Genomic DNA, 22,429 nt, shown 5'->3' with positions numbered 1-22,429 from the left:
GTAGGGACTGTTCCAGGTTTAGAAAGCGGTTCGCCAACTTTCACATTAGTCCAAACTTGCGGATCAGTAGTAGGGACTGTCCCAGGTTTAGAGAGTGGTTCGCCAACTTTCACATTAGTCCAAACTTGCGGATCAGTAGTGGGTACCGTCCCAGGTTTAGGGGTAGGAACATCAACTTGTGCCTTAAACTGATCTTTCATATACTTAACTACCAAATTGAGCTGATCCTTTGATGGCATACCTTGCTTCAAATCGACGTTAAGCGCTGGCGCCGGCTGATCAGTTGTGTAATATCCGTCAATATCCGGGTTTGTAATAGAAGTAAAGGCTGGTTTGGCTGACCACCAGTCACCGTACGTAGTGGTATTCGTTACCAAATCAGTGGTTGCACCGCGAGTAAAGTTCAAGGTTTTTACTAATGAGTTGTGCAGACTTGAACCGTCTTCCGCATTGACGTAATTAATGGTTCGGGTGACAGTTTGCGTTTCTGGAACTGTCTTTAGTTGATGTGACAGATAAACGTTGTAGGTTTGATCTTGATCATTGTTATTATCGTAAATGATACCAGGTAGCGTTTCGTCATTTTTCGGATTATACGCGTAGCCGTCGTTGATATAGGCATCAATGGCAGCTTGATCTGAGTAGTTGGCCTGGGTATTGTTTTTACCCTCAATTGTGACAGTCTGGCCCAGTTGCTGATTGGTGTTCTTATCCCAAAACTTGATGGTTGCTTTTTGCCCAAAATTACCGTTTAGTACGTATAGATACTTGACGGAACCGTTGTTTCCAGCCTTATCTAAGGTACCATTTACGGGTAGTGAACCATCCAGTACACGAACAAATGAATACCCTTTGATCGATTGAGACCACGTCAGGTAAGCATTACCAACGTATGCACCGGAAGGATAATCAACTTCACCAACGTAATCCGGAATTTCTTTAAGACCAGTTTGATCTACCGGAGCATTAGGATGGTCAATGAGGTTTTGATCCGTAGAATAATAGTATTTAACGTCAACGGTTGCGGCTGGCTGATAGGTAAACGACTGCAGGCGGAATTGCTGGAGGTTCAGATTAGCCGCCGTCCCAGCGGAAACGAAGAAGGCCGTGTCAGTTTTATCAGCTGCCCAATCGGTGATGTCCTTTTGCCACTTTTTACTATCATAAGTAACAGTCAGCATCTTTTTGCCATCGACAATTTTACCGTCAACGACTTTACCGCCGAAGTTGGGGTTGTAATTGATTTCGATGTCCTTAAATTCACCGGTCCAGTTCTTAGGGTCGGTGGACTTAGATCTATCAGCGGCGCTTGGCGCCGGTGCGTCAATGGCTTGCGCGCTATCTAAACCTTTAGTGACGCCAGTGGTGTAAACCACTCCTGGCGTGTTGCCTGGAACACCGGTATCCTTGGAGCTTTGAATAAAGGCACCAAAGGCTTGGCCGCCACCCCAATCGTTACGTTTAGATGTGCGAGGACCGTTACTAAAGTCGCCTGGATCAGGCTGGGCATCGTTGGTAAGCGTCCAGTTGTATGTAGTATCTGCTTTCCAACCAATCGCGTCAGGAATTTTGGCAAGGCCAAGACCTGCGCCGCCATCACCAACGGTATCACTGTTGGCATCATGGAAACCGAAGGCTAAACCATCGCCACCGTTACCATTGTTGCCGCTGGTACCGCCATTATGCTGGTCCACGGCACCGAGGTTGATTTGACCCTTAATGTCGAATGACTGGTTGAGGCTGATCTTGTTGTTGAGGGTGATGCTGCCTTGCTGGCCGCCAATGTAATTCGTAAGGGTCACAGTTCCCGGGTTTGTATTGTCAAAATGAGCGTCACCATGAACTTCGAAGGCTTGCTGAAAGTTTGACGGATCGATGGTAATTTGGTTGCCAGTTTGACTAGTTGGAGTCGCTGAGGTATCAGCTTTCTGTGCCTCAGGTGTAGCAGTTGGATTTGGAGTTGCTGATTGTCCCGCTGGTTCTGAGGGAGTGGTTGGCTGCGTTGCGGCAGTTTGGGAACCAGGCTTGTTTGATGAATTTACCTGATCCGTAGTTGCTTTCATTCCAGAAACAGCTGGTTGAGTTATGGCAGTCTGAGCTTGCTGCGTTACTTCTGGAGCGGCAGCATGTGCCGTGGTGGCGCCTACCAAGCAAGTTGCAGTTAGGCTCGCCAGCGTAATTCCGCAAAATATCCATTTACGCCCAGCTTTGTACATCTTGTAATGACACTTCGTATTCTGACTATCGGTTAGCACTTTGTTTCGCATTGTTTTCTCCCTTATGCATTTTTTTGTGATAACTCATTAGCGCTTCAAATCGGCGGAACTTACTTATTATAAGTACCTTGACTTGTAAACCATTTTTTGCGACTTTTTCAGTATATCTTAGCGTTAGAAGAAATTCAATCTATTTCATAAAACAGTTTTATATAATGTAAACTTGATGTCGGATACAATATAGGAAGGACTTACTCGTTGACATTGACGTGCATTTGGTTAATAATCAATGTCAATTTAACAGCTAAAACGGACATAAGATGAGTAGAGCGCAGCCTGATTGCAGAGAGCCGCCGTTTGATGAAAGGTGGCATCGGTGAAGCTTGAAGATGGTCTTTACAATGGTCTTCATTATCAAGTAGCAAGTAAGATAATGTCGGGTGCCCCCGTTACAGGGCTAGGAGGTAGCTTTTGCTATTTTCGAAGTGTACGTTGTTTGTGTGAACGATGTAAAACTGGGTGGTACCGCGGAAAAGCACTTTCGTCCCTTATTGGAATCAAATTCTGATAACGGACGAAAGTGCTTTTTTGTTTTGAGGAGGAAATACGATATGGCGAATAAACGAGAGAATTACGAACTGCTAGTGAAACAGGCTGAAAGTTTATTAGAAGGCGAAACGGATCTGGTGGCCAATATGAGTAATTTGGTCTCTTTGGTCTTTCATGAATTACCGAAGTTAAACGGTACAACCTATTATCGACTCAAAAATGGCGAGCTGATCCTCGGTCCGTTCCAAGGTCGGCCAGCTTGCATGCATATTCCAATCGGCAAAGGGGTGTGCGGTACCGTTGCGAAAACGCAAAAATCAGAGATCGTCCAAAACGTGCACGACTTTCCCGGACATATTGCCTGCGATAGTGCCTCTAAATCTGAAATAGTGGTGCCGGTGTTCAAAGACGGTCAGTTCTGGGGCGTTCTAGATTTGGACAGTCCAGAATACGGGACGTTTGATGAAGTTGATGAAGAGTATTTGAGTAAAATTGCACCGCTGATTTTTAATTAGGAAGCTTAGCGGGTTACCAGCGATGGCAGCCCGCTTTTTAATGGAACTTACTGAATCACACAGGAAATAGAACCTCTTAGTCGTGCAACTTTAACTGTGTTTTTGGGTCAATTCCATAGACTTGCTGCGAGATTTTCAACAAGGCATTCATTTCTGGTGTATTTTCTTTACTATCGCGATGGGCCATGATGAAGGTGTATTCTAATTCGTTGATTGGGATCGGTTTAATTTGAATATTTAAACGTTTATCTTTTAGATAACTGTTCGGTACAATTGACCAGCCAGTCCCGCTATTGACTAGTTGTATGATGAGCTGCGGATTATTCATAGTCAGCACTGGTAAAGTGGTCCGTCTTAGTTGCTTTTGATAAGCAGAAACGAGTTCTCCGGTTACCATTGCGGTATCAATAGCAATGTAGGGGTAGTTCTGTAATTGTTTGAGGAGATCAGCAGTAGTTTGTTTTGAAACAGCGGGTAAATAGTCGTTGGGCATGACAATGCTGAAGCCAAGCTGGCGATAAATTCGGTATGAAAAGTTACTTTGCCGACTGGATTTTGGTCCAATATAAAGGTCAGCTTGATTATCGCGAACGATTTTTTCCGCTTCTACTGATGGTGCTTCGTGAACTTCAAGGTGAAAATGTGGGTAGCGTTGAACAAAGTTGGCGAATAAATTGGTAATTTCGGGTTGGTTTAAGTGTGAACTCATTGAGATAGAAATATTGCCTGATTTCGATTGTGAGATCTCTTCCATGGTTTGTATTAACAACAGCTGTTGTGAAGAAATCTTCTCTAACCCCGTTAAATAAGTTGAACCAGCGAAAGTCAGCTTTAGTGGTTTGGCGCTTCTGTCGATTAGTTGGACATTGAGATCTTTTTCAGTTTGGTTAATAATGCGACTGACATATGGTTGTGAAACGTAAAGATGTTTAGCAGCCGCCGTAATACTGCCTAATTGTTGAATCGCTTTTAAAATATCGGCAACTGTTCTTTGATTTTCCAATATCATTCATCTCTTTTTTATAACTGATTAGTTATGAAACCGTATTACAAGAAGTATTCGACTTTGTGATTAATTATACTATACTGAAGATGTAAAATAAATTACCCGCTATATTAGGAAGGATGATTGTGATGTCAAAAACAAAGTACAGCTTTTTGAATTCTTATCAATTTAGCAATGGTCTTAAAATAAAGAACCGAATTGTTATACCTCCAATGACAGAAGCGTCTGCGTTTGAGGAAGGGTCAATCACATCAGATGAGTTACGTTATTTTAAAATTCACAGCGGTGGGGTAGGGTTATTTATCTCACCAGTTGCCAACGTTTCTGAAAACGGTAAGGGTTTTGAAGGCGAACTGTCGATCACTGATGACCGGTTCCTGCCCGGATTGACTAAGATGGCTGCGGCGATGAAGCAGAATGGTACGAAAGCCGTGTTACAGATTTTTCATGCCGGACGGATGTCAAATTCGAAAGTGCTCCGTGGTGAACAGACTGTGAGTGCCAGTGCAGTAGCGGCTGAACGTCCTAATGCAGAAACGCCACGGGAGTTGAGTAATGATGAAATTGAGCAAATTATTTTAGATTTTGGTGAAGCAACCCGTCGAGCGATTCAAGCTGGATTCGATGGAATCGAGCTCCATGGAGCTAACACATACTTACTGCAGCAGTTCTTCTCTCCTCATTCTAATCGTCGAACAGATAAGTGGGGCGGTTCAGTTGAGAAACGAATGACATTCGCTTTGAAAGTTATCGAAGCATGTCACGCAGCAGTTGAAAAGTATGCGGATCGTCCCTTTATTGTGGGTTACAGAATTTCTCCTGAAGAAATTGAAACGCCTGGTATTCGGATGGCAGACACACTGAAATTTATCGATGTTTTGTGCAAACAACCAATTGATTATTTACACATTTCGATGGGTTATGCTTGGCGGACGTCATTAAACGATGATTCTGATAAGGAACCTTTGATTCTAAAAATCAAAAAACAAGTAGCTGATCGGTTACCATTGATTTCTGTTGGTTCAGTTGAAAAACCGGAAGATGCTCAGAAAGTTATGGATGCCGGCATTACGTTTGTGGCACTTGGTCGTGAAATCTTGCGTGAGCCAAACTGGGTCCAAAAGGTAGAAACAGATGATGAAGACAGCATCCGTTACACGATTTCCACTTCTGATCTAGACGAACTAGGGATTACACCAGCAATGTGGAATTTCTTAATTGTCCGGTTACAATCAGCCATGCATATTTCAAATCAACCCGATTATGATAAGGGACTATTTAATCATAAATTAGCACCTCATGAAGGGGCATAATAAAACAAAGGCCAGTTAAATTTGACTGGCCTTTGTTTTGTTATCTAGTTTTTTAATCCTTCACTTCATTATTTTCACCCAAACCGCATGAATCCCAAACGCCGACCCAAAGGACAAACACCAAGTCAGCACGTAGACGGTCAAAATACCAATCAAAGGATGAGCCGTTGTCAGCGCTTTACCGAACAGCAGCCACAGGCATTCGGACCAGAAAACATTAGATAAGTAGGCTTTGTAGGCGAAACTGGCAAAGCGGTGCACGAACTTGGTGAACGGCCGTTTGGCGCGCACCTGAAACAAGCAGAGTGCCGCGAACAAACCGATCACCGCCAGATCGTAGACCGTCATGGACGGCTTGTAGTAGGGCGCGTTGGTCAACTTGACCGGAAAACCATAGCTGAACAGCTCATGGTTAGTCCACCAGAACGCACCAGCAAAAATTACTGCAATCACCGGCCACCATTTCATAATCAACCGGTCGAACTGTTCGCGATACTGCCATGCCAGCACACCAAAGACGCCGTAGATGAAGAAGCTGATAAACAGCCGGTCCAGCAGGTACCAATCGGTGGCGTGCGGGCCGTGAAAAACCTGCGAGTCGTAGAACCACAGCCATGCGCCAGCAATTAGCACGGTAACGCAAACTACCATTGTCCCACGATTGCGTTGATGACCGCACCAGCGACCAATTGTCCAAAACAACGGCATCAGGATAATGAACTGCAACATCATGGTGTTATACCACAGATGAGGGGCAGCGTTGCCGTTGATAAATTGCCACAGAAATAAGCCGAGACTATGGTAATGGCTGACTTGCTGCATCTGCGGCATTACCAGCAAGTAAATCAGCGTCCACCAAATCGTTGGGATGAACAGCGCGTGCCACGTATTTCTCATGTAGCGGCGGTATGTGAGGTCACGATTATCAATCGTCATTCGAGTTGTAGTATACAAAATGCCAAATATAAAGGCTGGTGCTGTGTACTTAACCAGGTTATACAAAATACCAATCCACGTTTGGGCGGCGATGTTTGGACTGGTGGTCAGCGCGTAGCCCATAATCGGCTGCGACATCACGGCCGTGCAGGCACCAAGTTTGAGGTAGTCGCCAATATCGGCGGCGGGTTCAGTATCATTCATGGATGATTCCACCTTAATCTGGATTCGTGAAATGCCATCGGCGAGGATTGGCAAAACACTCATAGTTAATGCTATCACTGACGTTTGTATATGGAAAGTAAATTAAAAATAGTACCAACTTTTAAGCTTCATGAATTAAGAAAATTGGAATTATTTGCTTAATCAAATTGTTTTGGTTAAACGATTAGCTTACAATAATAGTTAGTTAATGGTTATATATCGATAGTCTAAGGAGTATTATCATGAAGAAAATTCCAGTTTTACTAAGCTTATTTACTGTTGTCACACTAGGTCTTGCAGGTTGCGGAAGTTCTCAGGCCAGCCAAAGTGCCAGCAGTTCTAGCAAGAATCAAAGTAAGATTTCAGAAGATGAAGGCGTTATTAAGACGGCTCGGAATTTAAATGAAGATGGTCACTATCAAGACTCCAACAAAGCCCTCAATGGCATCCAAATTACCGATCTGAGTAAAAGGGGTTTTGGCTCACTCAAAGCGGAATACTTTCAAATTCAAAAGAGTAACGATGCTTTTCTGCTGAAGCAGGGTAAAAAGCAGAACCAAGCCGCGGCCAATAACGGCTCCAGCAATATGGCTACGAATGACAGTTTCTCAAACTATTCCAAGTTTGTGGGCGATTATTCATTCTATAACTATGACTCCAAGCGTCCGCAAAGCGACTTGGTTATTGATTCTGATGGTACCGTAGTTCAGGAAAATAACGATGGCAGCAGTTATCATGGTGTGGCCACTATATCTGCAACCAATCAAAGCGGCATTCTATCCTACGATGTGACCTCAGGTACCAACGATACCAAGTCCATCAATGCCAACGTTAAGATTGATGTTACCTGGAGCAACGGTGAAAATGAAACTTATTACGGCTACACGTCTTATGATGGTGGTGCCGTTTTGACCGATGGTAAGTCCTACAAGGGAGATTTGGTCAATGAAGTTTGGGTTCAATAAATTAATTGTCTTAATGCTGCTTTGTGCCATTGGCATCAGCGGTTGTTCCAAAGCCAATCAGCACGCCAGCAAAGTCCAGTCGAAAGTCTCAACCAGCAAAGCTGCTTCCAGTTCTAGCCATACCAGAGTAGCAAGCAGTGTTCCAAATGCAACTTCAAAAGTGGATTCAGCACAACGTGAAATTCAAACAGCTGAGAAAAAGTGTGTGACTTCGGCATCCGGCAAGACTTCAATCTACGTCTACAATTTAAAGTCCCAGCAACCCGTTATCATGCATAATCGCTCGCAGCGTTCTGCTAGCGTGATTAAATTATTCATCATGGTTGAAGCTTTTCACCAGATAAAAGCGGGACGGCTGTCGTTAAACCAAGACGTCGAGATTTCCAAAGCGGACCGAGTGGGCGGTACTGGCGAGTTAGCGCATCAAAACGTCAGTCAGCTCACCGTTCAGCAGTTGCTTACGCTGATGATTCGTAATAGTGATAATTCAGCAACCAACGTGCTGATTGATAGATTAGGCGGGCTAAGTACCGTTAATGGTGAAATCAGACGACTGGGCTGCAGCGATACGTATTTACAGCGGAAAATGTTGGACTATCAAGCGTTGAAGAATGGTAAAGATAATCTGACTTCGGTGAAAGATGTGGGCAGCCTGCTGGTCAAACTCTATCAGCACAGCGTTTTGGGTGCGCCATATGATTCAGAGATGTTGCAGCTAATGACGAATAATGCCAATCAAAGTAAATTACCTGCTTTGATCAATCAAAAAGCGACTGTTTACAATAAGACTGGTGAATTTCCTGATTATGGCGTGCAAAATGATGCTGCTATTGTCAAAAGGGGCAACCAGGCCTTTGTTGCGGTGGTGCTGTCGCAAAATGGAAGTGAAAATAAGCAAATCAGTGCCATGCAGCAGTTGGGTCAGACACTGTACAACATTAATTTTAGTGAAAAATAGTTGGTATCAACAACAAAAAACCGGGTTACCTCGTTAGGTAATCCGGTTTTTGTTGCAAATTTATAAAATATTTAACCCAGCAGCTTCTCCCGCAAAGCCGCCACCGATTCATAAACATCCGCGTTCATCGCTTTGAGCGCATCCAGCTGAACACTGGGTGACCAAGCGGCTGAGAAACAGTGAATGCCAGCAGCTTGGGAAGCCTTGATATCACTGGTGGCATCGCCGACGTAGGCTAATTCTGCCGGCGCAATCTGTTGCGTCGCCACCAGGCGTTTAAGGTTATCGGTTTTGACGTTGCGTTCCGGCGAGCCCACTAGAATGGGCTTAAAGTAGCCGGTAAGCCCCAGCATTTTCAGTGAAATGTCGCACGCCTGCTGACCCTTGCCAGTGAGCAGCGAGATTTGAATGCCATGGCTGGTTAAGTCTTTGAGTAAATCCACGATGCCGGGAAACGGCTGGCGTAAATCCTCGTGCGCCTGCTGATAGGCGTCGTAAAAGTAATCCGAAGCGGTATCTAACGGGACGTCTGGCAGCAAACTGCGCAGCATGCCTTGCTCATTCGTTCCAAAAGTGTCGAAAATCCGCTGGTCGTCAATCTTTTCACCGGTAAAATGCTGAACCGTGCTGCGAAACGACTTCAAGATCACCGGAAAAGTGTCCGCCAGAGTGCCATCTAAATCAAAACTGATCATGCGATACATCATCTTCACCCAACTTTCTAATGAACTGATATTAGTTTCAGTATTGCACGCTGCTTGTGTGTGTTCAAGGTGCAGTAGCCGTCTGCGTCATTTTCTGGCGCGTAAAATTTTCGTCATCATGACGCCATACATCCCGTTCACACCGGCATTAGAGACCGTGAGTTCAGTCACACCCAGCTGCTGCAAGGTTTGCCGATACTGAGCAACGTGTTCAATGTCAATAATGATGATTTCACCAGTGGGTTTTAAAACGCGGTAAGCTTCACTGATGGTTTTCGCCCGGGCGGATGCCGGTTTGACGTTATGAATCGCCACGCTGGCCACCACAAAATCAAAGCTTTCGTCATCGAAAGGCAGATCAGTCATGTTGGCGGTAGTGAGTTGACTGACACCAGTCAAGTTTTGCGCGTCAATGAGCCGTTGCGTGTTTGCCAAGGCGTTGTTTGATTGATCACTTTGATGCCAAATATCGATGCCGGTTACTTTTCCAGGGACCTTTAATTTCTTAGCGATTTCCATCAGAAACGCGCCGTGACCGGTGCCAAGATCTAAAACCTGCGCGTTGGGTGGCAGTGCCATCTGGCTGACCACCGTCGTGATGATCTTGTATTTACCAACTAAAGAGGTGTACAGATACAAAACGCCTGATACTAAGAGAATCAGCGAGAAAATTAAGTTGATCAGGTCATGCGAGGACAGCGCGGTAACTAGGGCAACCAGGCCGAAGCCAAGCAGCAAGACGGGAACTAAGGGGGCATCTAAACCTTTTTTCAATAACTTCGCTTCCTTTATTGTCGTGGGAAATTTAATTCAGTATACCTGACTATCGGTTGTGGTGAAAGTCCCATTAGCGTACAAAAGAGGCGCAAGCTAAGTGTTTGCGCCCCTTGGTTAATTGATTGTTTAATTATGCGCCATCAGGAAAATGACGATAGCTACTGTAATCACCAAAACGGCCAGCAGATAGCTAAATAGCAGTTTGCGGCCAAGCGGCATATCGGCTAATTTTTGATTAGAGTGTCCTTGAGATGACAGCGCGATACCGTAGATAAAGGTTGCCACGAAGGAATAACCAATCAAGCCCACCGTGGCAAAAACCAGCAGATTATTCCACAGATCCGGTTTAGGACTAGGTGTTGCGAGACTAATCATGATGAGTGCCAGCAGGACAAACGTGGGTGATGCGATCAGGAACTTCTTCATGGGGATCGTCTCCGGGTTTAAGCAGGAGAAATTGCCATCTATATTTTAGCTTATTTTACCATAAATATTTTAAAAATAATGTCGTTCACGGAAAATTGGCTTTTCCTGATTAAGCTGATTTAATTCCAGAATTGTTAATATCTATTTTCGATTTAGTAGCATTTCGTTAAATAGACGGTCAATATCTTACTTCTAATTTAGCAAAAGGGGGTTTTGCTAAATTAGAAATGATAATATTAACTTGTATTTTCATAAATCGCGTTATTAAGAAATTAGTGAACTCATTTAGAAAGATGTGATCGACATGTTTTTTGGCGAGAAATTAGCTGATCTTAGAGAATTAAATGGTATGTCTAGAAAAAATTTGGCAGATCGGCTGTCAGTTTCTGAACAGGCTATTTGGCAGTACGAAAAAAAAGACATCATTCCCAAGATTGAGGTTTTAAACCAAATACGAAACTTGTTCAACGTGGAGTCGAAGTATTTTTTTGAAAAAGGCGAGTTAATAAGAAGTGCGGATGAGTCCCAGGTTGCATATCGGCCGAAAGATCGTGATTCTCGAAAGAAGACCCGCTTGGAACTGAGATTCTTAGATTTTCAAATTTATTATCTTGATACGTTTGAACAGACTTTGAAACTTCCACAAACGACTATCTCTGACCTTCAAAAACGGGTTCAAAAGTACATTCAAAAGAACTCTGAAATATCACGGAGTCAGCTAATTGAGACTGTTGCTAAAGGTAGTCGAAAAATACTCAAAGTCACCAATAATCGTGATTTGATGTATCTGTTAGAGCGCAGTGGGATATATATTGTGGAAAAAGACCTTGGTGCCGCCATTGATGCATACAGTGCTTCAACATCTGAGCGCACGTTTATTGTACTTGGAAGTGTTAAAAAATCCGCAGTTCGCAGAAACTTCGATTTGGCGCATGAACTAGGTCACATTTTGCTTCACAATGACATCGATATGGCAATTCTTGATAAATCCGAAGTCGATAAACTAGAGGATGAGGCCAATAACTTTGCTGGCGTTTTTTTGCTACCACAAGAGGAATTCACCCAGGACTTTCAGCAGCTCGCTCGGAAATCAAACCCTGATTTCTATATGATTTAAAGCGAAAATATGCTGTTTTGATGATCATTTCTTTGATGATCATTTCTTTGATGAGTATTTTAATGAAGAGTCTATTATTTCTATGCTGGATGATTATCGGCAAGGGGAAGAATAGGTAAATGTTTAGCTTCAAAATTAGGCGCTTAGAATGAAATAACATTCTGAGCGCCTATTTATGACCTATGAAGAAGAGAAGGCTAAACTTAAATTTACAAGAAAAGTAATTTCTCACAGCCTGTATCTTCTTGTGACCTTTGATTATAAGAAAATTGTGCTTTTATCGGCGAAAACCAAAAATCGTACAAAATAAAACCATTATGTGGCCTTTTGCGAAACTATATATTAGGTAGGGGATGCATTTTAACAAACTACAAATGAGTGTTTATTTTAGGAGTAACTTTTTTCAGTTTTTCTAGAGAAGAAAAATTTTAAAAGCCAAATTGTATTTCCTGAGATACAGATATGCTAAAATATAGATAATAAAGTCTGGATGTGTGAATGGTTGGCCGATATCGACAGCATTAAGAGCATGTTAGAATCTATTAGACAACGACGAAGGCTTTGGAAACTGAGCCGGCGTCGAAAGAATCAACAAACATTGAGTGCTTTAGGAATTGAAGATGATGAATTAGCATTCGATACTATCTATGATCATTTAAAGTACCAAAATTACATTTCTGGACCTGAGTTAGATAATCACACACCAATTGTACCTGGAGTAATATGGGTATTTGGTTTGAATATTAACGGTGAAGATTGCTATTTAAAGTTTCAGGACAAGCCCAGTGGAGCAGTGATTTGGATATCATTACATATTGCTGAATATCCAATGGTATTTCCATATAGCAGAGGATAAGATTGTTCATTTTAAAGGAGAACGTATGATGGTAACTAAAAAAAAGTTTTATAACGAAGAATTAGGTACAACTGATCTATACACTGAGGTTTGGCTACTTGAGACGGTTAGAGTTAAGGATGTTGATGATTTATTAGTGGAAAATCATTATTGGCGTGACTCAGAGGGTGAATTATGGAGTGATTTTAATAACCCGATGGAGAATGTAAAAAGATCTGTTGATGCTTATCGAAAACGTAAGGGTTACATGACACCGCATGAAATCAGAACATTGCGGGAAAATTTGGGGTTGTCTGTTAGAGAGTTTGCTGATGAACTAGGTATTGCCTCGTCCACTTTGACTCAGATAGAAAATAATCGCCGAGTACAGGTTAAGTATCAGGAAAATTTGTTCCGGAGTGCTGAGAGAGATTATCGAAATGGTACATTCCATAAAATACATTCTCCCAAAACTACTAGTGATTTATTAAATCAGCATTTAGCTACTTCTACCTATGCTGCGCACACACCTAAATATGAAACTATCAAGTTAAGCAAATTTGATGAAGCGTTTAAGCTAACTAATTTTGGAGGGATAGCATAATGACAATTTTAGAATTTGAGGGATATCAAGTTGATAACATGCAGTATCAGCGGAATAAAAATTATAAAGTAATATCTAAAAGCGAGATAAAGTTGAATCCCAAAATTCAGGTAAAAAATTCAATAAATGATAATCATATCGAAGTGACCTTATCAGTGTCAGTAGGATCAATTGAAGATTCAAACGTACCATTTGATTTAAAATGTACACTTACTGGTTTCTTTATATATCATCCAGAGACTGATACAGACAATATTGGACCTGATACGCTTGTGCGTAATAATGCAGTCGCAATTCTTTATCCGTATATTCGAATGGTAGTCTCCACACTGACGATGACCTCGAATGAATATCCGAGTTACATTATGCCAACAGTTAATGTGGGTGAAGTGATAGCTAAACAAAATGGTAATAATAAGTGATGAATAAAGACAAACCATGTTGCTTTCCACGCGGTATATATTATTAAAGCAACTGATTGCGGTTAACTTAAAATGCTCGAATTAATAGCAACACCTAAAGCTTGCTAAACCCAAATTCGTCATTTAATATGAATGTAAAGGAATCAGCAAAGACACAGAAGGGGGGCCATGAGATGACTGATAGTTATTCAGTATGTGATGTTGCTGACTGGTTTCTTAAGAAGGAACCAATGAGTGATAAGAAGGTGCAAAAGCTGACCTACTATTCTGTGGCATGGGGTTGGGCATTACTACATCGTTCTATTATTAATGACGATCAATTTCAGGCATGGGTTCATGGACCGGTTTCACCGAAACTCTATGCAAAATACCGTGAGTGTGGTTGGAATCCGATTCCGCAACCTGATGATCAGCCAGAGTTCGATAAGCAAACCACTGATCTGCTAGAATCTGTTTGGGCAACGTATGGAGACAGGGACGCAAATGAACTTGAAGCGCTAACTCATACAGAGATCCCTTGGCAAAATGCTAGAAGAGGTTACGAACCTAATCAAAATAGTAACAAGGTTATTGATACTGATGATATGAGAAACTTCTATTTAAGTATTTATAACGGTGATTAGCAAAGTATCTATACTTATCGTAAGTAATCATGTAGAACGTTTTTGAAATGAGGGGTCAGTATGGTACATGGAAATACATTGTTTGCAATGCCGTCATTATAAGAGGGGTCGCACGCGTTTTAGACTTGGGTTCAACCATGGGTAATTATAATACTTCTGATAATTACCTAGTGTCAGACTATGACGCCCTGAAACAAGATTGGATGAGTGTCGGTGCTGACTTATATGGGGCTCTGAACACCTACGAAGATGAACAAGAGTAGAAATTACACTTCAAAAAGCGCTTAGAATGTTCGTTCATTCTAAGCGCCTTTTATGATTCTAAGAAAAAATTAAAGATAACCGACAACAAACTCGTAATTATTAGAGAGCGGGAAACGATATAACTTCGTCAACTTATTGCTCCATCCTTGTAATCAACAGTTACATTTTGTATACTAAAGCCAATAATCAGTATAAAATATACTAAATGGGGATTTAAAATGAAAAAACAAGTTAGTTATTTTGATCTTCATTATCATCTCCAAGAGGTTACTATTGAAAATGTTCAGAACGTGAAATACGGCAAAATCAACTTTATTAATAAGAATCAGCCATTTAATACGGTGGGGATATACGGGCCTAATGGTTCTGGTAAAACGACCTTTGTTGACGCAATGACTTTGGTAAAAATGATTATTGAGGCGTCAGTACTGCCGCAATCGGAGAACTTGTACCATAGTTTGGTCGACCTAGTACCGCTTGAAGAAGGGAGTGGTTCAACCATTTCCGTTGCGCTTGCTGGTGAAGAAGCGGACGTGACTTATCAGGTGACCTTTAGCACAAAGCAATCAAAACTATGGATTGACGATGAAAAAATTTACTATAAACGCAATGTTTCTCGTGCCAAAACAAGACTTCTTTTTCACTATAAGCAGGGTGCTAAGTTAAGTTCATCGATAGACCTGCCACTGCTAGATTTGACTAAAAGTGTTGAAAGTAAAGTTGCTAAACCCAAGAATCAAATCAAGCTTGGAATCGTTAGCGGAATTGTAAAGCCCAAGGGTGATTCACTGTTTTTCAACGATCAGATGGTTGCAATTGTTCAAGACGAAACGATATTCGGTCCTGAATTACATTACGTACAGGAAGTCTTTAATACTTTCGCGTTAAATTTATCCATTTACTCAAGTAAAATTTCCGGCCAAATCTATTCAGATATCAGCCTGCCACTTAGCTTCTCTGTTGAAGGCGGCTTTGGCATGACGGAAATTCCGATGGATGGTAAGCACGAAATTGAACCAAGTACCTATCAATTCAGTCAAAAAATCTTCGACCAAATTAATCAAATGTTACCAATATTGATTCCGCAGCTCACCATCTCACTGGTCAAAAAGGATACTGTTGTCACCAAAGATCAAAAGGAAATGAACGTGGTGGAGCTGATGGCTGAGCGTGACGGGAAAGAATATCCGTTACGGTATGAGTCCGATGGTATCAAAAAAATCATTTCTATATTAAGTACACTCATTAATGTTTATAATACACCGCGGGCAATAGCCATCATTGATGAACTAGATGCCGGTATTTTTGAATATTTACTAGGTGAAATCGTTGATGTTATTGCTGAAAATGCAAAGGGGTTGCTGATCTTTACTTCTCACAATCTGCGCCCGCTCGAGGTGTTAGATTATAAGAAGATTGTCTTTACAACAACTAATCCTGAAAACCGGTATATCACGATCAAAAATATTAAACCAACGAACAATCTGCGTGACACATACATTCGTGCCATTCAGCTAGGCGGTATGGACGAACCCGTTTTTGAAAAAGTTAATCCAACCAAGATCAAGCGTGCATTTCGCAATGCTAGAAAAGTAGAAGAGGAATCACAGAAATAGCCAACCAAGCAAACCACATTTCTTTGCAATTCCGCCAGCATGTAATACGATAAACACACAGAAAGGGGCGACCACTTATGACAATGATTACTGTTCATGTTAGTGATGCCGAAAAGAAATGGCTGCAGTGCATGGCGGATTTCTATGGTATCACGCTGTCTGACCTGGTTAAGAAATACTCGATGGAACAACTAGAAGACAAATGCGATCAGCTGACTGCCAAGGTCGCCTTTAAACGCTATCAAGAAAGTGGCAAGGAGACCTATTCAATGGCAGAAGTTCTCCGTCAGTTTGGCATGGCGGATGATGACTTATAAGCTGGCAATTTCTATTAGACTTAGACGAGATGTGTCTCGCTTTTAATGCAAGTAAAACAGGATTCTCAATTCAAATAAATATACTAAAATAATCCTAGAGGTGGCTGACATGTACAAATCCAAAAATAAGAATGCTCGGTTAAACGTACGAGTGGATAAGCAAACTAAAGAAGAAGCCCAGAAGATTTACGCTGCACTTGGGCTTAATTTGAGCACGGCAGTCAATATGTTCCTCGCACAAACGGTCATCAACAATTCATGGCCACTTGACAAGTCATCTCTGATTCCGGACAATATTGATGAAGCACGTAATGATGCACTGCATAACCATAATTTGACTCAATCCCGTTAAAGAATTGGAAGATTATATTAATCAAAATTGCGCCAATCACTATATCTCTGAAAGCTGATGATTATTAATGAAAACTGCAAAAGTATGGGTTGCGCCATACGACAAATGGAACAGAATTAATGAGAGATTTAATTCAGTTGCGTTTATTCTAATGATGATCACCATCTTTTTTCACCCGCTTTGGCTGTCGCTGATAACGGGTATTGCTTGGGGCATCAGCAGTGGAATATTCTTCATTCTGCTTTGGCTGAATGAGCGCAAGAAACATCGGCTTGCTAAAGCTGCTACAAGGAGAAATTGACATGTTAACGATTAAAGGATTAAAAAGCAATCAGTCTGTTGCCGAGCCGTCAACTTTGAAGCAGGATGAGATTTACAGACAGTTTGAACAAGTTGTGGTGACACGATTACTCAATAATGATGAAATTCGCAAGGCCATGGCGATCTTGTCTAAAATATAAACAATAATTGTAATAGCGAGGGAGTATCCATCAAGGGTACTCCCTCGTTCTACCACTTAAATTCGTTCCCCTTAGTTTCGCCCCAATCAACTTCACTATCCCGAACGCCATCATCAATCCAGCCATCAAACAATTCATGAATATTGGTTGGTTTCTTTTTCAATGGGGTGAGCACAATAGAACCATCTTCAATGGTAACTGAAAGGTTGTCATCATTTTCAAGGTTAAGTTGTTTAATCACATGGCTAGGAATACGGATAGCCTTTGAGGTGTCCCCACTGGGTGATCTTGGTTTGTTCTTTTATCTGGTTCATAACAAAACATCCTTTCATCTTTGGTTAAGGTATCTGCTTTGTATCTATCAATCAGGCAAATGCAACTTGCAATGTAGATTGAAAAAAGGGGTGATGTTGAATTCTTAGCCGGTACTTAAGTAAATCAGAACAGAAACTTGTATCAGTGTTTGAGTTAAATTGTTGATGATTTGCGGAAGCTCATCTTTGCTACCCTTTATTTGAATCATTTCGTTATCAGTCAGCTCGGCATCATCTTTATCGAGGATCGCCATTAGATTTTTAAATTGCTGAGACTTCTTATCGGTTAAATTGGCACCATGTGTTTGTAAATTCCATAACGTGTAACCCTGATCCGTAACTGTATACATATTATCAGTCAACAAAATTATTAATGAAATTTGATCGCCGAATGAGTCAGAAAAGGGAGTGTTCACACGTAATTGGTTTTTACTCGCCATTGTAAACGAGCTGCTGTTCTTTATAGATTTTAGCCAGTTGTTCGCGATATTATCTATTTCAGCACTGAGGTTATCCAAGTGGGACACTTCCTTCTATGTAATCTGATTTAATTTACTTAACTAACTCAAGTACTATTTTAGCACATGTGTTCCCCTGAAATACCCAAATCGCGAAATAGGGACAAAGATAGTCAACTGTATAATTGGACACGAAATGATAAGTATGTATGCTTTTAGGCATGGTGATTCCTATATGAGTGAACTGAAGCTAATCTTTGGAAGAAGTGGGCATTCCCCCCTGATTTTTACCACAGCTGATTACCAAGTCTGCGGTTTCTGATAGTGATATTTCCGATATAAATTAGACAAAACTATTTGTTGACTCCTTATCAACACGGTGAACATTTAAATTGTTGTCAAAATTATAGTAAATTGTTAAAATAAATATGTAATACGATAGTAAACATCCTAAGGGGGCTAGATTATGCAAAACGTCAAAAAGAGTAAAACTATTTCTACCCGTGTCACTAAAGATATCAGTGATCGTGCAAAAGCTAACTTGGCTAAAATGGGTTTAACTGTATCTGAGTACGTCCGATTATCCCTGATTAAAGCAGCTAACAATGAAGTAAAATTAGTCAGTTTTCTAGATTCTCCCGAAGCCCAGCAAGCAAAATACGAAGATCAACATCATATGGCTGAAACTATTGGTGATATTGATGATTTTGAAAAGTGGACGGAGAATTTAGATGAAGATTAAAGGGCTTCCTACCTTCAAACGCGAATTTAAAAAGTTAAAGAAGAAGCACTATCCAGTCGAACTTGTTTCACTTTGTTTACACGCAATTGACGAGCAAGACGCTGAAATATTAACGCAAATCGATGATCACGCACTACATGGTAATTGGGCCGGTTATCGTGAGTTTCACCCGGCAAGATATAAATCAAAGTTTAAACGAGAATATGATCAGTGGATTGTGATTTACCGCATTGAACATGAAGAATTAGTTCTCGTTTTAGTTGCAACCGGGGATCATAGTCTGCTTCACTAAATATGTATTTAATTTCATGAAGAATGAACCATTTGTTATTTTAGTGGTAGATTCAAACCACCAAAAAAGAGAGCCCAGCCCGGCTCTTTTTTCTGTGTTAACTGTGTACTATTTTATGTAACTTCATTATATCAAATCCCCGCACCAAGTCAACCAACCGCCTTCACCGCTTCACCCGATCCATCCACATCCCCGAATCCATCGCATACTTTGCGCTGTTATGCTGCTTCACCGGCTGGGCTTCCGGGTGCTTGGGGTCGACGTAGTAGTCGGTAGTGCTCAGCGACTTGTACTTGGCCTTGTTATTCGCCAGCGTGATCCGGTAGTACACGTACTCGTGAACCTTAAACGTCTTGTGGGTGTTCATATCCATCATGTCGTTGAGCCACTCGTCGCCCCTCAGGTAGTAGTAATTGCTGCCGGTGGCGTGATGGTAGTAGGCGTGGTGCATGATCCCCTTGAACTTGTCGTGGCCGGACAGCAGCTCACCGCTGGCATCGCTGTTCCAGAAGGCCATGCCCCAGCGCGCCCGCGAGTTGCCGATGCTTTTAAATGAGTGCGACTCCCACCGGCTATGCCGCAGCGGCTTCGGCAATCCCTTGGTCCAGGTCGTCTCCGCTTCAGCCGTCAGCGTTCCCGTGGCAGCCGTCGCCGCGCCCCCCGCCAGCAGGCCCGCCGACAGGACGATGGCCGTTATTAACCGTTTGTTCATCATCGATTTTCCCACCTTAACGAATAGTCTATCTTGCAGGTAAAATGATACGCTACTGCCACCATACCGTCTATGTAAAATGACCGCCCAGCACCAAACGGGGGACACCCGCGCGAATCTGCCACGCCGGCGCGCGCAAAAAACACCCTGAGTATTTCGTGCGAGGTGAAATGTGTCAGGGTGCCTATAAAAGATCGAGGAGGGCTGAGGACCCTCCGATTGGGTTCTAAGTAGTCTTTCGACTACGCAGGCATTATAGCACCAAACCACACATCTCCGTTGTTAGACGACTCGCAATTTTCACAGTCCCCGCGAACCCCGGTACCACGGGCACGAGATCAAAAAAACGCCCCGGCTTGACGGACCGGAACGCTCAACACTAGGAACCCAAAGGTGGCGGAAAGTATGACACCACCTTCAAACTGTCGTAGTAGCCTCTCGACTACGGGCAAATTATATCATCAAACCAGCAAATTCCCTACATATACGACTCCGAACTTGCACTTCCCACCGCAAGCGTTTCCAAAAAGCCCCCAAAATCAAAAAAATAAAAAAATTTTTGCCGCCAAAAATTGAAATCATCACTATTCAGGATTCAACTGATCCAGCCGACCGCCGAACACCCGCATATAACCCAGTAATTACGTAGTCTAGCCCATTTCACAGAATGACCCATCACATTCAAGCTATAAACCAGCGCCCAATCTCCCATACTCGCCAGCTAATCGATCAGCCTAAAACCAGCCCAATCCGCCAGCCGTTCCCGATTCTTTTGGCTTTTCTTTTTGGTCTATTCCAGTTATGATGTCTCCAGTTTCAAAAACTAACTCACAAACAACCAAGGAGGTTCCACCCATGACTTACTATATGGATCTCACTCCGGCAGCACGCCAGCGAGTGGAAAAACAAAACTATCTTGCCCCTGAAGAACTGCAACTTGACGAGGTGACGCGCGCCAGTGATGACTTCAAGTTCCAGCCAGACTGGGAGCACATTCTCGCGCTGATTAACTGCGCTGGTACTCAAAGTCAATACAACACCATCATCTTGTATGATGACCAGCGGCTGATCAAAGTCAGGCCAACGCCGAACCAGCTGATAACGCGGCTGCATGACCACTTCCCGTTGGACTATCATAGCGATATCCGCTGCACCATCGCGAAGGCTTTAAACATCAATAAGTACGTGCCGTATATCTGCCGTGATTTTTGGCTCGTGCCTGTGAGTAAACGGGACGCGGCCAACCGCTCTTGGTTCCGTTGGCGATATCAAAGCGACATTTGGGACTTCGCGGATAACCACAGCCGAGTGATTATTGACTATCATCTGACACTGGAGTGGCCCATCAGTAAAAGGGCAGTCGACAGTCAGCAGGAACGTTGCAAAAAAATCGCCAGCTACCTCAAGCAGCAAGCGGCGCAAATCTGCCCCACCTTCGATATGGCAGACTTGGGTCAATACCATACACCGGAAGCAGTTGAAAAACTCATGAAAAAGATTGAGAAGCTCAAGCGCGGACTGATTCTAGGGAAGGTGGGCTTCCTGGAGTTCACCGATGAAGTCGATGACGACCTCAACCATAACCGTTACTGGCAGCTGCCCGATACGGAGTTCTGATCGCCACCGCACCCATAACTTGTATGACTAAGTGAGTAGGGGAAAATGCGCCTGACGATCAGCCCATGACCACAGCATAAACCACAACATAAACCACAACATAAACCACAACACCCCGGTTACGTATAAGCCGGGAGAAGGTGAAAAGTCTCCAAAAATTTTAAAAATTTAGAAAAAAATGACACATAATTTTTTAGGTGTATATTTATTAAGGTTTGGTTAAGGGCGGATGATGAGCATAACTTTTTAGGGTACACCCCAAAAAGTATAAAATTTGGACTGAGGCGATTGTCTCAGTCCATTTTTTATTAGGAGGAAATTCATGATTTATGGTTATGCACGTGTCAGCAGTAAAGATCAGAACCTTGCTCGGCAGATCCAAACATTATCTGGGTTAGGCGTTGATCGGATATTCAAAGAAAAGGCTTCGGGTGCCAATTTATCCCGGCCAGTCTTAAAACAGCTCCTAGCCATCTTGGAACCAGAAGATGAGATCAAAGTCATCAGTCTGGATCGGCTAGGTCGCGATGTTAATGACGTGACCAATGTCATCATCGAAGTCAGGAGTAAGGGCGCGACCATTGACTTTCTGGATATGCCTTCTTACAAAGAAGTTGATGATGAAAACACCCGCAACTTACTGAGTTCAATCACCATGGAACTGCAAAAATACCTGGCGGCTGAGGAACGCAAAAAGATTCTCGAACGTCAGCGTCAAGGCATCGCACTAGCCAAACAACGGGGCGTCTATCAAGGGCGCCCTATTCTTTATGGGCCAAATGTCTCCAATTTAGATAGGCGGAAACAGTACTTTGAAATCAAACGGTTATTGAAGGTCGGCACCCCATTACGGAAAATTCAGCAACTCACTGGGAGAAGTTTGACGCTGATTCAACGGATCAAAAATGAAATGGAGGGCTAATCTAAATTAGGAAAATTATAAATATTGTTTATGTCGTTAACCAGTTTAACTATTTAGTCTGATTTATGGATAGATTAATTATTGAATTATTCACGTGCTTTAATATTTATTCATTCTATGTAAAATAGCGTTTACTTGACCGGGTTGTACTTTAGCCTATCCGGTGATATATTTCATTTGAGTTTAGCGAAC

The 22,429-nt window shown here is 42.4% G+C and carries 27 protein-coding genes; 18 read left to right on the top strand and 9 right to left on the bottom strand.

Annotated elements, in window-relative coordinates; translation table 11 throughout:
• Positions 1–2,267 (bottom strand): lectin-like domain-containing protein (locus JUE95_RS12510; RefSeq protein WP_203652211.1); only part of this gene is annotated, 2,267 nt, incomplete at its 3' end.
• A gap of 560 nt (positions 2,268–2,827) precedes the next feature.
• Here JUE95_RS12510 and msrC point away from each other — a divergent pair.
• Positions 2,828–3,280 carry a free L-methionine (R)-S-oxide reductase MsrC gene (gene msrC, locus JUE95_RS12505; protein WP_203652203.1) on the top strand — a complete coding sequence of 151 codons (453 nt, stop codon included), beginning with the start codon at positions 2,828–2,830 and terminating at the stop codon, positions 3,278–3,280.
• A gap of 76 nt (positions 3,281–3,356) precedes the next feature.
• Here the strand turns inward: msrC and JUE95_RS12500 are convergent, their stop codons facing one another.
• The gene (locus JUE95_RS12500) at positions 3,357–4,283 is read right to left on the bottom strand and encodes a LysR family transcriptional regulator (protein ID WP_203652201.1); all 927 of its coding nucleotides are present in this window, start codon (positions 4,281–4,283) and stop codon (positions 3,357–3,359) included.
• Between the two features lie 131 nt (positions 4,284–4,414).
• Between JUE95_RS12500 and JUE95_RS12495 the strand changes: the two genes are divergently transcribed.
• Entirely contained in the window at positions 4,415–5,599 is a 1,185-nt protein-coding gene (locus JUE95_RS12495; protein ID WP_203652199.1) for an NADH-dependent flavin oxidoreductase, read from the top strand.
• 60 nt (positions 5,600–5,659) lie between these two features.
• Here the strand turns inward: JUE95_RS12495 and JUE95_RS12490 are convergent, their stop codons facing one another.
• Entirely contained in the window at positions 5,660–6,739 is a 1,080-nt protein-coding gene (locus tag JUE95_RS12490; protein WP_203652215.1) for an acyltransferase family protein, read from the bottom strand.
• 242 nt (positions 6,740–6,981) lie between these two features.
• Between JUE95_RS12490 and JUE95_RS12485 the strand changes: the two genes are divergently transcribed.
• Together JUE95_RS12485 and JUE95_RS12480 are read left to right on the top strand one after the other, a co-directional pair.
• Entirely contained in the window at positions 6,982–7,704 is a 723-nt protein-coding gene (locus tag JUE95_RS12485) for a hypothetical protein (protein WP_203652197.1), read from the top strand.
• Positions 7,685–8,662, top strand: coding sequence for a serine hydrolase (locus JUE95_RS12480; protein WP_203652195.1), 978 nt, complete (start codon positions 7,685–7,687; stop codon positions 8,660–8,662). Before JUE95_RS12485 ends, JUE95_RS12480 begins: the two co-directional genes overlap by 20 nt.
• Positions 8,663–8,733: 71 nt before the next feature.
• Here the strand turns inward: JUE95_RS12480 and JUE95_RS12475 are convergent, their stop codons facing one another.
• The 3 genes from JUE95_RS12475 to JUE95_RS12465 form a co-directional block, all read right to left on the bottom strand.
• On the bottom strand, positions 8,734–9,357 hold the full coding sequence (locus JUE95_RS12475; protein ID WP_203652193.1) for an HAD family hydrolase: 624 nt from the start codon (positions 9,355–9,357) through the stop codon (positions 8,734–8,736).
• A gap of 96 nt (positions 9,358–9,453) precedes the next feature.
• Entirely contained in the window at positions 9,454–10,140 is a 687-nt protein-coding gene (locus tag JUE95_RS12470) for a class I SAM-dependent methyltransferase (protein ID WP_203652191.1), read from the bottom strand.
• A gap of 129 nt (positions 10,141–10,269) precedes the next feature.
• The gene (locus tag JUE95_RS12465; protein ID WP_203652188.1) at positions 10,270–10,569 is read right to left on the bottom strand and encodes a LasU family protein; all 300 of its coding nucleotides are present in this window, start codon (positions 10,567–10,569) and stop codon (positions 10,270–10,272) included.
• 304 nt (positions 10,570–10,873) lie between these two features.
• Between JUE95_RS12465 and JUE95_RS12460 the strand changes: the two genes are divergently transcribed.
• From JUE95_RS12460 to JUE95_RS12420, 10 genes are all read left to right on the top strand, one after another.
• Complete coding sequence (locus tag JUE95_RS12460) at positions 10,874–11,686, top strand: spr1629 family repressor/antitoxin (protein WP_268920926.1); 813 nt, start codon at positions 10,874–10,876, stop codon at positions 11,684–11,686.
• Positions 11,687–12,188: 502 nt separating this feature from the next.
• Positions 12,189–12,542 (top strand): hypothetical protein, encoded by a 354-nt coding sequence (locus JUE95_RS12455; RefSeq protein WP_203652180.1) that lies wholly within the window; start codon positions 12,189–12,191, stop codon positions 12,540–12,542.
• A gap of 28 nt (positions 12,543–12,570) precedes the next feature.
• A complete protein-coding gene (locus JUE95_RS12450; protein ID WP_235995501.1) occupies positions 12,571–13,125 on the top strand; it encodes a helix-turn-helix domain-containing protein in 555 nt (184 codons plus the stop codon).
• Positions 13,125–13,547 carry a protein-export chaperone SecB gene (locus tag JUE95_RS12445; RefSeq protein ID WP_203652176.1) on the top strand — a complete coding sequence of 141 codons (423 nt, stop codon included), beginning with the start codon at positions 13,125–13,127 and terminating at the stop codon, positions 13,545–13,547. Before JUE95_RS12450 ends, JUE95_RS12445 begins: the two co-directional genes overlap by 1 nt.
• A 173-nt stretch (positions 13,548–13,720) precedes the next feature.
• Positions 13,721–14,170 carry a Panacea domain-containing protein gene (locus JUE95_RS12440; RefSeq protein ID WP_235995499.1) on the top strand — a complete coding sequence of 150 codons (450 nt, stop codon included), beginning with the start codon at positions 13,721–13,723 and terminating at the stop codon, positions 14,168–14,170.
• A gap of 137 nt (positions 14,171–14,307) precedes the next feature.
• On the top strand, positions 14,308–14,433 hold the full coding sequence (locus tag JUE95_RS12855; protein WP_268920925.1) for a hypothetical protein: 126 nt from the start codon (positions 14,308–14,310) through the stop codon (positions 14,431–14,433).
• Between the two features lie 219 nt (positions 14,434–14,652).
• Positions 14,653–16,050, top strand: a complete 1,398-nt coding sequence (locus JUE95_RS12435; protein ID WP_203652174.1) for an AAA family ATPase — start codon at positions 14,653–14,655, stop codon at positions 16,048–16,050.
• Positions 16,051–16,127: 77 nt separating this feature from the next.
• Complete coding sequence (relB, locus tag JUE95_RS12430; RefSeq protein ID WP_203652172.1) at positions 16,128–16,367, top strand: type II toxin-antitoxin system RelB family antitoxin; 240 nt, start codon at positions 16,128–16,130, stop codon at positions 16,365–16,367.
• Between the two features lie 109 nt (positions 16,368–16,476).
• The gene (locus JUE95_RS12425) at positions 16,477–16,719 is read left to right on the top strand and encodes a type II toxin-antitoxin system RelB/DinJ family antitoxin (protein WP_203652170.1); all 243 of its coding nucleotides are present in this window, start codon (positions 16,477–16,479) and stop codon (positions 16,717–16,719) included.
• A gap of 302 nt (positions 16,720–17,021) precedes the next feature.
• Entirely contained in the window at positions 17,022–17,180 is a 159-nt protein-coding gene (locus JUE95_RS12420) for a hypothetical protein (protein WP_203652168.1), read from the top strand.
• Between the two features lie 49 nt (positions 17,181–17,229).
• On the opposite strand, the gene JUE95_RS12415 is transcribed toward JUE95_RS12420, so the two are convergent.
• Together JUE95_RS12415 and JUE95_RS12410 are read right to left on the bottom strand one after the other, a co-directional pair.
• On the bottom strand, positions 17,230–17,421 hold the full coding sequence (locus JUE95_RS12415; RefSeq protein WP_235995497.1) for an AbrB/MazE/SpoVT family DNA-binding domain-containing protein: 192 nt from the start codon (positions 17,419–17,421) through the stop codon (positions 17,230–17,232).
• Between the two features lie 177 nt (positions 17,422–17,598).
• Positions 17,599–18,012 carry a DUF1828 domain-containing protein gene (locus JUE95_RS12410; protein WP_203652166.1) on the bottom strand — a complete coding sequence of 138 codons (414 nt, stop codon included), beginning with the start codon at positions 18,010–18,012 and terminating at the stop codon, positions 17,599–17,601.
• Positions 18,013–18,415: 403 nt separating this feature from the next.
• Here JUE95_RS12410 and JUE95_RS12405 point away from each other — a divergent pair, with 403 nt between their 5' ends.
• Both JUE95_RS12405 and JUE95_RS12400 read left to right on the top strand, forming a co-directional pair.
• Complete coding sequence (locus JUE95_RS12405) at positions 18,416–18,694, top strand: plasmid mobilization protein (protein WP_373305691.1); 279 nt, start codon at positions 18,416–18,418, stop codon at positions 18,692–18,694.
• Positions 18,684–18,986, top strand: a complete 303-nt coding sequence (locus JUE95_RS12400; protein ID WP_203652163.1) for a type II toxin-antitoxin system mRNA interferase toxin, RelE/StbE family — start codon at positions 18,684–18,686, stop codon at positions 18,984–18,986. Before JUE95_RS12405 ends, JUE95_RS12400 begins: the two co-directional genes overlap by 11 nt.
• A gap of 163 nt (positions 18,987–19,149) precedes the next feature.
• Here the strand turns inward: JUE95_RS12400 and JUE95_RS12395 are convergent, their stop codons facing one another.
• On the bottom strand, positions 19,150–19,701 hold the full coding sequence (locus JUE95_RS12395) for a hypothetical protein (protein WP_203652162.1): 552 nt from the start codon (positions 19,699–19,701) through the stop codon (positions 19,150–19,152).
• 852 nt (positions 19,702–20,553) lie between these two features.
• Between JUE95_RS12395 and JUE95_RS12390 the strand changes: the two genes are divergently transcribed.
• A complete protein-coding gene (locus JUE95_RS12390) occupies positions 20,554–21,315 on the top strand; it encodes a competence protein ComK (RefSeq protein WP_203652160.1) in 762 nt (253 codons plus the stop codon).
• A gap of 322 nt (positions 21,316–21,637) precedes the next feature.
• Positions 21,638–22,237 (top strand): recombinase family protein, encoded by a 600-nt coding sequence (locus JUE95_RS12385; RefSeq protein WP_203652159.1) that lies wholly within the window; start codon positions 21,638–21,640, stop codon positions 22,235–22,237.
• Positions 22,238–22,429 lie beyond the last annotated feature (192 nt).

The sequence above is a fragment of the Secundilactobacillus yichangensis genome (genome assembly GCF_016861565.1).
GTDB classification, from domain to species: domain Bacteria; phylum Bacillota; class Bacilli; order Lactobacillales; family Lactobacillaceae; genus Secundilactobacillus; species Secundilactobacillus yichangensis.
Note: the sequence above shows the minus strand (reverse complement) of the source record. Positions and strands in the feature narration are given on the sequence as shown.